Origin of the sequence: Natrialba taiwanensis DSM 12281 (assembly GCF_000337595.1) — an archaeon.
GTDB classification, from domain to species: domain Archaea; phylum Halobacteriota; class Halobacteria; order Halobacteriales; family Natrialbaceae; genus Natrialba; species Natrialba taiwanensis.
This window is the reverse complement of the sequence record NZ_AOIL01000049.1, coordinates 59,926-74,062: the sequence shown is the minus strand read 5'-3', so window position 1 is coordinate 74,062 and position 14,137 is coordinate 59,926. Positions and strand designations below refer to the sequence as shown.

The 14,137-nt window shown below is 57.5% G+C and carries 13 protein-coding genes and 1 tRNA gene; 4 read left to right on the top strand and 10 right to left on the bottom strand.

Translation table 11 applies throughout. The features are described 5' to 3' along the window. Window positions 1-1,447: 1,447 nt before the first annotated feature. The 3 genes from C484_RS13365 to C484_RS13355 form a co-directional block, all read right to left on the bottom strand. Window positions 1,448-2,041, bottom strand: a complete 594-nt coding sequence (locus C484_RS13365; protein WP_006826446.1) for a site-specific integrase — start codon at window positions 2,039-2,041, stop codon at window positions 1,448-1,450. 271 nt (window positions 2,042-2,312) lie between these two features. After that, on the bottom strand, window positions 2,313-2,834 hold the full coding sequence (locus C484_RS13360; RefSeq protein WP_006826445.1) for a hypothetical protein: 522 nt from the start codon (window positions 2,832-2,834) through the stop codon (window positions 2,313-2,315). Between the two features lie 638 nt (window positions 2,835-3,472). Then, complete coding sequence (locus tag C484_RS13355; RefSeq protein ID WP_006826444.1) at window positions 3,473-4,441, bottom strand: hypothetical protein; 969 nt, start codon at window positions 4,439-4,441, stop codon at window positions 3,473-3,475. 170 nt (window positions 4,442-4,611) lie between these two features. Between C484_RS13355 and C484_RS13350 the strand changes: the two genes are divergently transcribed. Continuing rightward, on the top strand, window positions 4,612-5,193 hold the full coding sequence (locus tag C484_RS13350; protein WP_006826443.1) for a hypothetical protein: 582 nt from the start codon (window positions 4,612-4,614) through the stop codon (window positions 5,191-5,193). A 9-nt stretch (window positions 5,194-5,202) separates the two neighbouring features. Here the strand turns inward: C484_RS13350 and C484_RS13345 are convergent, their stop codons facing one another. The 3 genes from C484_RS13345 to C484_RS25180 form a co-directional block, all read right to left on the bottom strand. Beyond that, on the bottom strand, window positions 5,203-6,048 hold the full coding sequence (locus tag C484_RS13345) for a DUF6036 family nucleotidyltransferase (RefSeq protein WP_006826442.1): 846 nt from the start codon (window positions 6,046-6,048) through the stop codon (window positions 5,203-5,205). Beyond that, complete coding sequence (locus tag C484_RS13340; protein WP_083867344.1) at window positions 6,045-6,995, bottom strand: MarR family transcriptional regulator; 951 nt, start codon at window positions 6,993-6,995, stop codon at window positions 6,045-6,047. Before C484_RS13340 ends, C484_RS13345 begins: the two co-directional genes overlap by 4 nt. Before the next feature lie 634 nt (window positions 6,996-7,629). Further along, window positions 7,630-8,196 carry a DUF7342 family protein gene (locus C484_RS25180; RefSeq protein WP_006826439.1) on the bottom strand — a complete coding sequence of 189 codons (567 nt, stop codon included), beginning with the start codon at window positions 8,194-8,196 and terminating at the stop codon, window positions 7,630-7,632. 297 nt (window positions 8,197-8,493) lie between these two features. Between C484_RS25180 and C484_RS13325 the strand changes: the two genes are divergently transcribed. After that, entirely contained in the window at window positions 8,494-8,688 is a 195-nt protein-coding gene (locus C484_RS13325) for a hypothetical protein (RefSeq protein ID WP_006826438.1), read from the top strand. Window positions 8,689-8,693: 5 nt separating this feature from the next. Here the strand turns inward: C484_RS13325 and C484_RS13320 are convergent, their stop codons facing one another. Next, on the bottom strand, window positions 8,694-9,938 hold the full coding sequence (locus C484_RS13320) for a tyrosine-type recombinase/integrase (protein ID WP_006826437.1): 1,245 nt from the start codon (window positions 9,936-9,938) through the stop codon (window positions 8,694-8,696). A 193-nt stretch (window positions 9,939-10,131) separates the two neighbouring features. Next, complete coding sequence (locus C484_RS13315; RefSeq protein WP_006826436.1) at window positions 10,132-10,443, bottom strand: DUF7091 family protein; 312 nt, start codon at window positions 10,441-10,443, stop codon at window positions 10,132-10,134. A gap of 172 nt (window positions 10,444-10,615) precedes the next feature. Between C484_RS13315 and C484_RS13310 the strand changes: the two genes are divergently transcribed. Next, window positions 10,616-10,721, top strand: a tRNA-Ile gene (locus C484_RS13310). 383 nt (window positions 10,722-11,104) lie between these two features. Here C484_RS13310 and C484_RS24780 read toward each other — a convergent pair. Continuing rightward, complete coding sequence (locus C484_RS24780) at window positions 11,105-11,773, bottom strand: Hsp20 family protein (RefSeq protein WP_049915456.1); 669 nt, start codon at window positions 11,771-11,773, stop codon at window positions 11,105-11,107. Window positions 11,774-11,985: 212 nt separating this feature from the next. Then, entirely contained in the window at window positions 11,986-12,144 is a 159-nt protein-coding gene (locus C484_RS23700) for a DUF7559 family protein (RefSeq protein ID WP_006664798.1), read from the bottom strand. A gap of 129 nt (window positions 12,145-12,273) precedes the next feature. On the opposite strand from C484_RS23700, the gene C484_RS13295 reads away from it, so the two are divergent. Further along, entirely contained in the window at window positions 12,274-14,061 is a 1,788-nt protein-coding gene (locus C484_RS13295) for a radical SAM protein (protein WP_006826434.1), read from the top strand. The last annotated feature ends 76 nt before the right edge of the window (window positions 14,062-14,137 follow it).

Genomic DNA, 14,137 nt, shown 5'->3' with positions numbered 1-14,137 from the left:
TGGAGTTGGTGATCTCTTCCGAACCGAATTCGAGCATTTCGGTCGGCGGAAAAGACGGTTTAGCCGACAGCAGGAGCGACCGTATCCGATACCGAAAGCCGGTTTTGGCCGACGGTCGGGTAAGCCCCGACCAACTGCTGGTGCCATCGAAGTTATCCCCGACCATTTCGACCCGGCCTGATAGGTAGTGAACTGCTGCTTATCCACGAACCGGAAACAGCCGTTTCGCCCGACGAGAAAGACGGTTTAGCCGACAGAACGGACAAACGTGTTTGACACTGAGAGCCGGTCTCGGCGAAGCTCGGGTAATTCTCGAGTGGTTGCCGGTGGCATTACGACCGTTCCCGACTATTTCGACCCGGCTGAATAAGGGGGTCAGCCCGACCCGTTAAAATTCGAATACGGCCGTTTCACCCGACGGGAATAACGGTTTTGCCGACAGAGGGAGAACTGCGTTCGATACCGAAGAGGATCTCGGCCGACGTTCGGGAAGCCCCGACTAACTACCAGTGTCGACGGGGTGTTATCCGACTATTTCGACCCGACGAAATAGGGGGTAAGCCCGATCCCTCGCAATCCGAATTCGGCTATTTTGTCCGGCGAAAAAGGCGGTTCTACCGACAGATTGGTCTTATTCGTTGACCCGTTCATTGGGTTCGTGTTGGTGCCGTCCAGTTACCCGGCAACGCCCGACCAATTCAGCCCGGTGAGTCGGGACGGATCGCCTCGAGCACCCCGGCCATTGTACCCCGTGTGCCCAATCCGAATTTTGCCGTTTTGGCCGACTGAGAATCCAGTTCTACCGACAGACTGGGTTTCTCCTGCCGAGAGAGGGATACTCACCGACGATTCTCTGGTCTCCCCGACTAACTGCCCCCGGTCTCAGTCGCCGGGTCACTACCTATTCCCCGGGTCCCTATTGGTCGGCTCCGGTAGAGATGCTCGTGAGATACCCGACCCATTCGACGAGGAGGGGGTGAACGTCGTCGGCGAGCCGGTACATTACTCTCTGGTCGACCTCTCCGTCGCGGTGGCGACCCGGTAACAGGTATTCGCCCGGTCCCGAGGCCCCCTGCTCGGCGAAGACATCTTCGAACGTATCGTCGTCTATGCCGACTCGAGCACTACCCCTGTTCTAGGAGGTTCGCCCTGACTTCCAATAGCCGGCAGGTGCGGCGAAGTTGGACCAACTCCTGGTAGGCGACACCAACTCCTCCTGGATCGTTCCGGACTCCTCTCGAAGGTGGATGCTCGAGCACGGACTTACTTATCCAGCGACGCACTACCGTGTAGCGGAGTACACCTCCCCACCAACATGGATCTCGAGGACCAACTTCGTTCGTTGGAAGAGTGGTATGATATCTCAGAGAGCGAGCGTGCTCGAGAACTCGGTCGAACCGTTGCCCAGTTGCGGGACTAACGTTCGTTGCTCCGGGAGAATGATCCTCTACGGCCGCATGGCCTCTCCAATACGCGCTTCGGTCGGCTCTGCGAGATACGGCTCGATAGCGGAGTAATCGGACCATCCGCCGATACTCATCATGGTCCGAACGTCGACCTGGCGTTCGACGAGATGATAGGTCGCCCAGGATCGGCGGAGATCGTGGGACGAGACCGACCGCCAACGTGGGTTGTCGGTTTGCTCCGCGACGGTGTGAGTGGCTTCGTTGACCCACCGACGGACGGAAGGTGTGCTAGCGTCGACCCACCGGTCAGATAGATCGAGCCCACGCTCACGGCTGTATTTGTGGATGTCGTCGGCAACATCGTCGGGCATCCATGCGTCGCGTGTCTTCTTTGACCCACCCTTGGTGTTCTTTCCTTGGACCTCGAACAGCCAGATATCTCCGTCGTCGGAGTACCGCAGGTTGCTATCGCTCGGATAGCTCACTTCTGACGCTCGGAGCCCGCACCGGCCCATCAGCTGGATCGCCACCTCACGCTCCCATCCGTCCTCTCCAGCAGCTCGCTCCAGCCGGTCCAGTTCACCGGGCGAAAGCCAGCACTTCGTCACGTCATCGCTGTCGTCGACACGAACCATGATCGGATATCGCAGTAAATCCGATTATATCTTTGGTTCTCCTGGGCCAACTCCACCGATTTATGCCGTCCAACGGCCGGTTCGTAATCGGGTTATACGATAAAGCGATTAAGCGAAGTAGAGTTAAGCATGCCCGTCTCCTTCTCATTGCGGTTGTAAAGACACCTGTCCGGAAGCGCCCCCGTACCGGTACAGACTTGCAAGACCATTCTCGTCCGCATCGATAGACTGAAATTGAGTGTCAAAAATACGAATTTAGCGAGTTTTGTGCTTAGGCAGTGCTAAGCACGGACTCCGCGCGGTGGTAGCGATAACCCTTCGGGACTAGCCGGATCTCGTCGAACGAATCCGGCATTTCGAAGGTCTCGCTGTCTCGAATGGCCTTGACGAGTTGTTCCAGTTTCTCCCGCCGGTTCCGCGGCGTACCGACCCGAAGATGGTCTTCCAATTCGCCAGGTTCGAAGCCGAGTTCTCGCGCGAGTTCTTCGCGGAGTGTTTCACCGTCCTCGTTCGTTATTCGGGAGTCCCCCCCATCAGCGACGGCCGTCTTTCCGTCCTCGTCGGAGGGATCCATCGAACGGATGTACTCGATTGCACGTCCGCATTCGTCATGGACCGCTGCAGGGAACTTTTTCTCTCCCATAACGAACTCGCCGTCGCGTTCCCGAATGATGTACCAGTCGGGTCCGTCGGGCTCATAGCGGTCAAGCAACCCAGCTTCGAAGAGGTTGTCAACTGCAGTGTCAAGGTTGCAACTGAGTTCCAACCCCAACTCGTTGAGGGTCATTTCCATGTCCCTTTTCCCGAGGTCTGGGCCCGCTTCACCAGGCACTGTCTGTACCCAGTGATGCGCGACGTAGACCTTGATCTGCCCTTCCAGGCTAGGATGGTGGGAGTGCTGTTCTCGAAGTCGGTTGATGATGTTCCTAAGATTCAAGCGTAATCGAAGGACTGCAGTCGGTTCGCCTTCCGGCAGTAAGATTTACGTACCGACGTGCGTAGATACGGCTGTCTTCGCACACCAAAGACATACTGCTGCCGCAAGGGACGTCCGAACCTGACCTAAACAGGTTCGAACTAACTCCCCATTCTCGTGAACTGAGCATTTACCTGTAGTGTCTACTCTGGTAGAGGGATCCCTAACATAAAAACCCTCACCTTCTGAGTGAACGAAAACCACCTTCGAAGGTGCTCTAGGCTGCCCTAGAAGGGGAGTTCGGAAATATGGAGTCAGATCCTGGTTTCGGTTTCGGTATCGAATAATGGTGAGATGATATAATCTATCACCTACTGATGGTAGTCTGCATCAAATGACATAAAACTCAAGCGTCGAGGATGTGCGCGCACCCCACTTAGTTTACTCATCCAACGCACCAATGAACAGGGAGATACGTAACGAGAATATTACCGGGTAGCGGTGTACGGTAGCCGTCACTCGTGTACCTCCGCTCCCGTCCGGAAACTCGTGAGTTCGTCGATGCGGTCCTCCAGGTCCTCGATCTCTTGGCGTAGCTCCTGGGCTTCTTCGCCTTCTGTCGCTGCGAGTTGGTCTTTGAGACCTTGTAGTCGGGTCTCTTTGACCTCCTCATCTACCTCGGCCTTTCGAACGTACTCGCTTTCGTTGATTTCGTACACGTCGCTCTCGGCCAGCTCTGTCACCTCGAGCGCGTCGTCAACCTTGTCGCGGTCTACTCCCATGACACGCTCGGAATCGATTCCAGCGTCTTCGAACGCCGCCAGAACCACCTCGTCATCCTTGAGGGAACGGTTACGGCGACTCGTCCGCTGGACAGAGCCGAACGGACCGTTGACGGGCCGATCGTGGTGGAGACGATTGAGGAGCACGTCGGCGACATCTTGGCGGAAACTGTTGGCGTTACGCTGCACATCCGAGAGTAGGGTGTACAGATTGACCAGTGCCTCCGTTTCCATCTCCTCCAGCGTGGTTACGTCGTGGCGCTCGAGCGCATCAACCAGCAGGAGCGCGTCGGCGTACACATCGAGATCGGGCTCCGTCCGGTCTTCGGTCTCCGGCTCGGTCTCAGCCTCGAGCAGCTGTGTCGCTGTCGGCCCATCGGTCTCGACGATCACGCCAGCATCCTCGTCGATCTCGAATCGAGGATGGAGGCTCCACACCGCCGGGTAGGGATCGGCATCAGGCGGGAGCCGGTCGAGCTGGAACCCGTTCGGTGCATCGGTGATGCGGCGGTATAGTGTCTCGAACTGATCGCGCTGGAGGGGTCGCTTTTCGTCTTTGTCCTCGAAGCTGATGATGACACGTTGCTCCTGTACGTCACTAATCCGGAACCGATTGTGCGATAGGGGCGTGACGAGCGTCGCTCCATCCGGGAGATCATCGAGTTCGTCGAGGAGCGTGTGCCAACTCACACTAAACGGCATAGTAGATAAGAAGTGGTCGGAACGCAAAACCGTACGGGATGTATCCAGATCGATCATCATTGTGGCCGTCGAGGCTGCCAACACCCTCAAAATCACGCCCATTCCTGTCCTCACCTCATCGTGTCTCCAATAAGCCGAGTATTATGGACTAGGTCGCCCAAGAGGTCGATATGGAACAACGGTGGGACGAATTTGCGGCCGACATTCGATCAGGTGATTCCGAGCAGGTTACCGAGACGATCGACGAAATTGAGGAGTTAGATCTCGATGAACGGGTTCAGTTGTTCGAGACCTGCTTTGACGAGTTGACCGCCATCTACGCCCAGAGCGATGATGGATACGTCCGACAGTCGACTGTCCGGGTTGCAGAACGACTGACGCCGGGGATCGCACTGGTGTTCGCCGTCGCTGAGAGCGACCGATCGATCGAGGCAGATGTGGACACCGTTCGCCAACAAACGGACGAAATCGGTGGATTCCTGCTGGAGGCACTGACGGACGAGGACGGTCGTGTCAGGCAATCAGCCAAGCGCGGGCTGAAAGATGTGTTCAGAACCTACGATTCCCTCGAGGACGAGGAGACGATCGAGGCGTTCGCCGCCGAATTAGACGAGATGGCGACGGAGTACTCGGACAAACGCCGAAAGCACCTCCTCGAGGCGAAAGAGGACGCCGAGTTTTTCCTCCAATCCGGCTTCGGACGGCTTCTCGAAGGGTTTCAGAAAGAATTCGGCGACTCTCTCGAAAAGTAGGACGAGCTATCAGGACCGCTGAAATTCGTCGCGTTTCCCGGTATCTCGTATCCCTTCACTGGTCCGTTCGACAAATCCGTACTGCTCGAGATACTCGTATCGACGTTCGATCTCTTCCTCTGAAACGTCTAACGTCGACGCGAGTTCGCTGACGGATTTTGCGGTGTCCTCGTCTAACTGTAACCGGAGTTCGTACCCGTTCATGTACCGTTGGTAGTACTCCCGGACGACATCGTCAAGGGGTGTTTGGATACCTTCGTTCTGATCGAGCCGTTCCAGCGATTCGGAGATCACTGTGACAAATTGCTCTCCTCCCAGAAGATCGACCTGGCGTTCGATCTCGTCTTCGATCACATCGAAGTCGAGATCTGTCTGGACGAGTGTCGCCATGTCTCCGATATCGTCCGGACGCTCTGCGACGGCCTTGAAGAGGAATATATCCTCGAACGAAACGAGACCGACCGAGAAGAACTCGTCCGAAAGGAACGCCTCGCTCCGCGCTTGCATCCCGTCGCTGAAATACAGCTTATCGGCAATCTGTCGATAGAAGACATCGAACTGACAGCCGGCATCGTTTCGAACGCAGTGACGCGCTCCTAACCGATCGTATTCGTCACCGAGATCGGTAACTTCCTCATAGCCGAGGTCGTCGAGTACCCCCATTAGACGGCTAAGGGCCGCCTCGTCCACGACGACGAGATCGATATCTTTGGTCGTGTCCTTGAGAGACGGCTCGTGAAGTGACATTGCGCCACCGCCGATGAGATAGGCATCAACGTCTGTCTGGAGGTGATCTGCGATTTGCCGGAGCTCGGTCTCGATATAATTCCGACCGAATCGTTCACGAGAACTCATACAGTGATCTCATAGTCTCTGGCCGTTTGTTTGAAGTCTTCCCATTTGGGCAGTTGCTCGGTTGTTGTCGTTCCGTCTGTCTCTAAGTAATCGATGAGCTCATCGACGATGGCGTGCAGGTCGATCCCTGCTTCGGGGAGATAGTGTTCAGCACGTTCCCGTAGTGCTGTCCTCTCGATACCCTGTTGTTGTATCAATAAGAGACAGTACGTTCGGTACCGGGGACCGTCATCGATCAGCAGTGTGTGGCAGACTAATTCTGCGGGAGTGATCTCGGAGAGTCGGTCCGTCCGGAAGTAGTGTCGCCGATCCCTCGTGAGAAGCGGAACATCGAACGCTTCGAACAGGGCAGGCCCGGTCAGGTAAAATCCGTCAGCAGTAACGTCACTGTCGCAGGCGAAGAGGAATTCGTCGTGTCTTTCCCAGAGAAAATTGAGCCCACTCGCATGTCGCTCTGCTTCGCGACGATGTTTCTGGTGGAGCAGCCCTCGAGCGATCGAGGCCAACTCTGCGAACGGATCATTGAGACGATACCGGGATTTCGATTTCCCAACGACACCAACGCGCTGAAAGTCATCTAACCGGCGGTATATCGTTGCCTGACTAACACCGCTCAGTTCGGCCAACTCGGTTGCGGTCCGTCCTCGATCGAGATAATAGAGCACGAGTAACCCAGCGCCAGCAACGAGATCGGGCAGATCCATGTGGCTATACTCCGTGAGAAGTCCCTCGAGTTGCTCGATTGGTTCGATATCCGTCGGAGAAACCAACTTTTGCCGACCGCTTTGCTTGGTTTGTACGTAGCCGTAGGCTTCTAACTCGGAGACGATACGTGAGGCGTGGCCAGCGCTCCAATCGAGTTGATCAGCGAGCGTACTGATACTCACTTCCGGCTCACCCCCCTCTATAAGATGTGATAAGAGTCGGAAGTGGCTCTTTTCTACCATGTCGTCTCATATTACGCAAACAATTTATAAAACCCTTTCGTGATTTGAGACGATATGACTAATCCACAATAAGTGGCGTTTCAAACATCACTGATAGCACACCTATACAAGAGCTAGAGGCTTTGGTGATGGAAACTGCTGACACCAAAGGTACTGTCACCGACAGTATCGGGTTGCTCGACCGGGACGACGTGAACCCCCTATTTCGTACATTCTTCGATGGTAGCAAGCACGTGGGACAGAACTCGGAGCGGATGAAACCGATTCTCGCCTGGATGGTGAGATGGCGGCGTCAGCGTTTGCACGTCGTCTGACCCGCCGTGTGATACGTTGATTTCATCTGCGTCAGGAAGATGTGTCCACTGGAGGAATGGAGAGCCCCCGTTCTCACGGTCCGTCTGATACGTGATGGCGAAATCCCTCGTTTCGTACCATCGTATCTCGAGAAGTCCAGATGTTGTCGACGAACCCTGGTCACTAACGGTTGCACGTACCAGACGCGGGTGAGTCCTGTATGGCTCGAGGCTGGCCTTCTCGATCGCCTCACGACGACTCAGAAACCGGTGAATCACCCGCAGGGATTCCCTATCCGGGTCGGTGTCCCAGATGATCGTCGGGACGTGGTTCGTGGTAGTCATTGCGACTCGGACGACGCATGGTCGTCGGTGGGAGTCGCAACGAACGCCGATATCAGACGACCGTCGTTCTGCTGGAGTTGGCGCGCTGCCTCGTAGAGGCGGATATCCCGCTGGATACCGTTCCATGTACCGATCGCCTGCATTAGTTCGTGTGTTGGCCGATCACTGTCTGATCTGTATACTGAGGCGGTGTCCGGTCCTTCAACGCCGAACTCTTCTTTGAGTTCAGCTTCTGTCGCTTCCAGCTCACGAACCCGTTCAGCGAGATCTTGGACCGAGTGATCGTCCGCGATCTGGGTTACCTCTCGCCATTCCAGGTACGCGTCGTTCCGACGGAACATGAGGGCACGACCTGGGTTTCGAAATTCGGCGATACCCATCTGATTCAGTCGTCTCAAGTGCTTCTTTGCGGTATTGGGGGCGCATCTGGCGACCTCAGCAATCTCATCGTGTCTCGTGAACTCGGTGATACCTAAAATCGATTCGTAGACTCGCCCGAACGCATCGTTTTCCGCTTCCCATGAATCGCGGATATTGGTGACAACGTCATCTGAAGGTTCCATACTACCTGCTATCCGACTTGCGCAAACTATTTTTTGGTTCCGCAATTATCTGGCTTCACTAATTTATATTAACTCAAAGGCCCTCGTGCCAAGTGTGAAGCACGCATCGGCTCTTGAAGGAAACCCACGATTGCTGGCCCCCACATTGAGGGCCAGTAGACCCCCCACGGAGCCGAGAAACACTTGATGCCGTAACCGGCAACACGACGAACTCACGAAAATGACCATAGGAACGATCAGCACCCGCTATAGCGAACGCACAGCACGAAAATCGACTTCCCAGACAGAAGGAGAGCAATGAGTAGCCAGGAACCGATCAGCGAAGTGAGCCGCTACGCGGACCGGAACACCGAGTTCTTGTCTCGGGTTCTCGCTTACGGCGACACGGAGGCGCGAGCGTATGCTCTGGCCCTCCTCTCGAACGGAGCCACGGCTGAGGACATCGACAAGATACAAGCAGAACTCGATCGGATACGACGGAACCTCAAGTAATGGCGCTACTCGTCCGAGAGGGACTCGGCGAACGCTTGTGCGTCTTCGAGGATATCGGGATTGTCGTCAACGATATCGGAGAACTTTCTCGCTTGCTGGATGTCCTCGAGGAACTCCGGATTTTTCTGCGCGAGCCGGAAGACCTGGTCCCGGACCTCTTTCTGATCCTCTTCGATCGATTCGATCGCGCCGTACTCGAGCGGTTGATTACACCAGACACACGTTTCTCGATGACGCGGCGTGTCCTTCTGACACCGCGGGCATTCGACTGGCCCCAGCGGCTCGGATTCGTCTTCTTCGACTTCGAGCCCGTGCATTTTCGCGTACTCGTTGTCGGCTTCGCCACCGAACTGTGCGACGTAGTGGGCTGTCGCGTCGCTGCCTCGCTTCCGCCCCTGACGATCTTCGATAAACGCCTGATTCATCCCTTGACGTGCGAGATACGTTGCGTTGGACTTCCGGAAATTGGTCGGCGTCACCGGTTTCTTGACCCCGGCGCGTTCAGCTGGGTCGGAAAAGCAGTTGTTGAACTGCCGATAGCTGAGTTCCTCGGGTTTCGTCAGTTTCGACCAGAGCGGCGCACTTGGGTTATCCGGCTCGGGATGGTCGTTCAGCCAGCGCTGGAGATACGGCACACTCGGTACCAGCGTGACCGAGCGCTGTCCAGTCTTCCCGTCGACGTGGATACAGAGTCCATGCTCGTGGTCGCTCACGTTGCCGATAGTAAGGCCCTGGAGTTCGCCGCTTCGGGCCCCGGAGTCGAAGGCGACTGCGATGAGGGCCGCGTCACGAGAGTTTCTGGTCTGGTCGATCATCGGAAGGATGTCGTCTTCCCAGCGGAGCATATCGCCTGGATCGGGAACCGGGTCGTGGCTGTTGGACATCCCCGATGGGATCCACTTGATGCTCTCCGGAAGGTCGTCGCCGTCCGTCACCCGCCGAGCGAAGACCCTGATAGCGGTCCGGTAGTCGTGATTCGTGTATTCGTTGTCGTAATTGCGGTTGATCCACCGTACAAGATCCTCTGCCGCGTCGCGGTCCTCGAGGGCGTCCGCGAGGCCACCGACGTTTTCGGCCAGGATGGTACAGTGGCGGAGCAGCTTGTTGTGTCGATGGTCGGTATACTCCGATTTGAGCAGGTCAATTCTGTCAGAAAATTTTATGAGAAGTTCCTGATCTCTCCGTTCGATTTCATTCGATTCCTGGATTCTGTCTCGCAGGTTCGTAATTTGCTTTCTGTTATCTGGCATTCAGTGAACACCGATGTTTTATTAGGGAAGACATTGAACCTTTGGATCATGTCCCGGCCTAGGCTTCGTTTCTCCCGATCAGTTCGGTATTCGTAACAGAACAGTAGCGATACAGCGCCGAGTTCAGTAGCGATACAGCGCCGAGTTCAGTAGCGACAGTCCAATAGTTGTGAGCGCTGTCGTGAGGATGTACCTACCACGTCTCGATTCGTCCCGCACGGATATCCTCGACACAGCCTTCACAGTCCGGATGGTCTGCTTCGTAGCACGCTGGATGGTACTGGTCATCAAGCATTGCTGCTCGGCGTTCTGCATACCGTCGGCAAACGATTTGTGCCCGGCCTTCGCTATCGGAGGGGAGTTGGCGAGCGTTTTTGGCCACTTCATAGGCGTGCTGGGCTTCTTCGAGTTGGCGATCGGTCGACCCCCGAACGTGTTCGTACTGCTCGCCTGCCGCCTGGAGTTTCGAACGCAGGAACTGCGTGAGTCGACGACGATCCGACATACGCAGTAGTATCCGGTCGCCGACCACATAGGCCCGTCGCTGCCCAGGTCTGTTGTGGCTGTCGGTAGTGTGATCGTATGCTTTCGCATAGTTGTCGAGGCCAATTTGCTACACCAAGACGGAGAGTAAGGGTTAACTACAGGCCACGTTTTTCTCTGTATAGACGGAAAACGGGCCCTTAGCTCAGTCTGGTTAGAGCGCTCGGCTCATAACACGATCGCATCTATGCGGTCATGTGAGATACCGAGTGGTCGATGGTTCGAATCCGTCAGGGCCCATCCGCAAAAAACCAGAAGTGTGGCCGGAACTGATTCGGCGTTCTTCAGTCACTCACCTCACCAGAGACGCCGTTTGCCGTTTTAGCTACGGTGAGTTCAGAATCGGAGCCGAACCAGCGACTGGTTCCAGGTCTCCGCTATCCTGCGAAATCAGTGGCCGGAACGGAGTGGGCGGCGTGACGGTCGCGCCGTGGCCGGCCGCCAATCACTACTGGAAGTCCAACTTGGCTCTTCAGCGATTCCGGAAGTGAACAGGGGGGCCGTCGTATCAGAGTTCAGATCGTGACGGCTGGAACGGGGCTACACCTCCAACCGGGGACTACATGTGAGTGGCGACTGTGGACGCCGCTGAGTGTTTCCAATCGACTCGGAATTGAGCCCGTTCATTCGAGTGCGAGTTCACTGGAGGGAGTCGAGTCGATGTCGGTGGATTGTGAGTCGGTTGCGGTGGTGGTCGTGTTGTGGTTGGGGTTGGGGTCGCGATCGGCGTTTGTAGTTGTGTTTGCGCTGGTACTGGCGTCTGCCGACGGCGGTGTGGCGTCAGTTGTGTTCGTCGTTGTCGTTTCAGTGGTGGTGTCGTGTGTATCGTGCGCGTCGTCGAGTTCGTCGGGTGGCGTGCTGTCGGACGGACGAGTATCGGCGAGTTCGATATCGTCTGCAGCCGGTTCCTGAAGCGAACTCGCTTTGGGGATTTCGATCCGGAGCGAGCCGGTGTCCGAAAGGGTTGCGGTTCCGGCGTTGGGGTCGACGACGGCATCGGCCGGGAGGTCGGCCGTGCCGCTGAGGTTGGTTCCACGGCCGGGAAATCGCATCTCGTAGCTGTCACGGAACGGGCGGAAACGGTCGACACTGATCTTGACGGTCCCGTCCATGTACCGGACCTGGACGTCGTCTGTTTCGGCACCGGGAGCGTCGAAGACGACGAGGTAGGAGTCGTCGTTTTCGAGGAGGTCGACGGGCAGTGAGCGCTGGTTCTGGATGCGACTGCTTGCCCGGCCGAGTTGACGGTAAAGCACGTGTGTGATCGACGAGCCAAGGGACGGTTTGTTCACTCCGCATCACCTCTTGTGAAACCGACACGGCGGGCGGGAGCCGATGCGCTGTGCTGGGCGGAGACCTGGGTGAGAGCGCGTAACATAGCCGATGGGGCAACTACGATAGCCATGTTCTTATTAATTTTGGTGTTGAGTAAAATAACGTCTGACGCGATGGTCGATCGAGTTCACTGGCGCAGTGACGGATGGGCTGTACGGAGACTGGTGGCTCAGAGTTCGACCGGTTCGAGACAGTCGGTACCGCCGCAGACGGGACACGAGAGTTCGGAGCTGTCGAACTCGTCGGGAACGTCGTAGGTGTAGTGGTTCTCGAACAGGTCGAGGAAGCAGTCGTCGTCGGTGCAGACGATTTCTTCGGTTGGTGGCATGATCGACAGTACCGGGACCAGGACCATCAACGCGGCGGTTGCGGTGGTTCGTGTTGGACACCCTCGTTGTCTCGCGTCTCGTGTCTCCCGTTAGTCACCGTTTTGTCGTTCGAGGCGCTATCGGTCGGTATGACTGGCTCCGACTCCGGCTCCGACCCCGGCTCTGGTCCCGACCCCGGGACGGGGACGGAGACGGACGCGCTCTCGGTGACGATCGTCGACGGGTACGTCGACGAACCCGCACACTTCGGAGTGCCGCCGTACATCTCGACGTATCCCCGGTATACGGCGGGTGCGCTCGTTGATGCGGGCGTCCCGCGTGAGCAAATTACGTATCACACGATCGACGGGCTGCGAGACGATCCTGATCGATGGCGCGCTGTCGACGACGCCGATCTCATGATCTATCTGGGCGGGATGACCGTCCCCGGCAAGTACGTCGGCGGCACGCCCGCCGAACCCGACGAGGTACGCAAACTCGCGTGGACGGCGAGCGGCACGAGCCTGATGGGCGGCCCGGTCAAGTTCGGCGTCGGCGACGAGAACGCCGGCGCGACCGAAACCGAACGGCAGGACTTAGACTTCGATTTCGTCGCCAAGGGCGACGTCGAGGCCGCCGTCCACGATCTCGTCGAAAGCGGCCTCGAGGGCTTCAACAATCGAATGCGGGACATCGACGAGGTCTCGCGATGGGCACAGGAGGGGGCCTTCATCGTCGAGCAACACCCCAACCACCCCGAGTACCTCATCGCTGAACTCGAGACCTCGCGTGGCTGTGCCTATCGGTGCTCGTTCTGTACCGAACCGCTGTACGGAAACCCCTCGTTCCGTCCGGCGCCGACCGTCGTCGGCGAGGTCGACGCGCTCGCGGACTACGGCGTGAAACACTTCCGAATCGGTCGGCAGGCGGATATCCTCGCCTACGGCGGCGATGGCGAGGCACCAAACCCGGACGCGCTCCGCCAACTGTACAGCGGCATCCGGGAGGTCGCACCGAATCTCGACACGCTTCATCTGGACAATATGAATCCCATCACGATCGTCAACTGGCCGGAGAAGAGCCGCGAGGGGATTCGGATTATCGCCGAGCACAACACGCCCGGTGACACGGCTGCGTTCGGGTTAGAATCCGCCGATCCCATCGTCCAGGAGGAGAACAACCTGAACGTCACCGCCGAGGAGTGCTTCGAAGCCGTTCGCATCGTCAACGAAGAAGCGGGCTGGCGGCCGGGCGGACCGAACGATCCGACCGCCGATGCAACGACCGGCGACGCTCGCCCGCGCCGACTGCCCAAGCTTCTCCCCGGAATCAACCTCCTCCACGGACTCAAGGGTGAACGCGAGGAAACGTACCGGCACAACCGCGAGTTCCTCCAGCGCGTCTACGACGAGGGCTACATGCTTCGGCGCGTGAACATCAGACAGGTCATGTCCTTCGACGGCACCGACATGTCCGATACGGGAGCGGAAATCGCGAACGAGCACAAGAAGCTCTTCAAGCGCTACAAACAGCAAGTGCGCGAAGAAATCGATAACCCGATGCTCGAACGCGTCGCGCCACCAGGGACCGTCCTCTCGGACGTCCACCTCGAGTATCACCAGGATGGAAAGACCTTCGGCCGCCAGCTCGGCACCTATCCGCTGCTCGTTGGTATCCCCGGCGAACGCCAACTTGGGCGGACGATCGACATCGCCGTCGTCGACCACGGCTATCGCTCCGTGACCGGCGTTCCGTACCCGCTCGATCTCAACGGCGCTTCGATGGACGAACTCACCGCGATCCCCGGCGTCGGCGACCGGACTGCGGGCGACATCGTCGTCAACCGTCCCCACGAGTCCGTCACGGACGCCGGCCTCGAGACGGCGATTGAACTCGACGAGTTCGTGACGACGCGCCCGTTCGAGCACGCGGATTGAGCGAGAGTACGTGAGTGGAGCGCGTGGCGGTGCGGCTGAAACCGGGCGTGTGGAGAAAAATTCTCGGTCGTGGTCG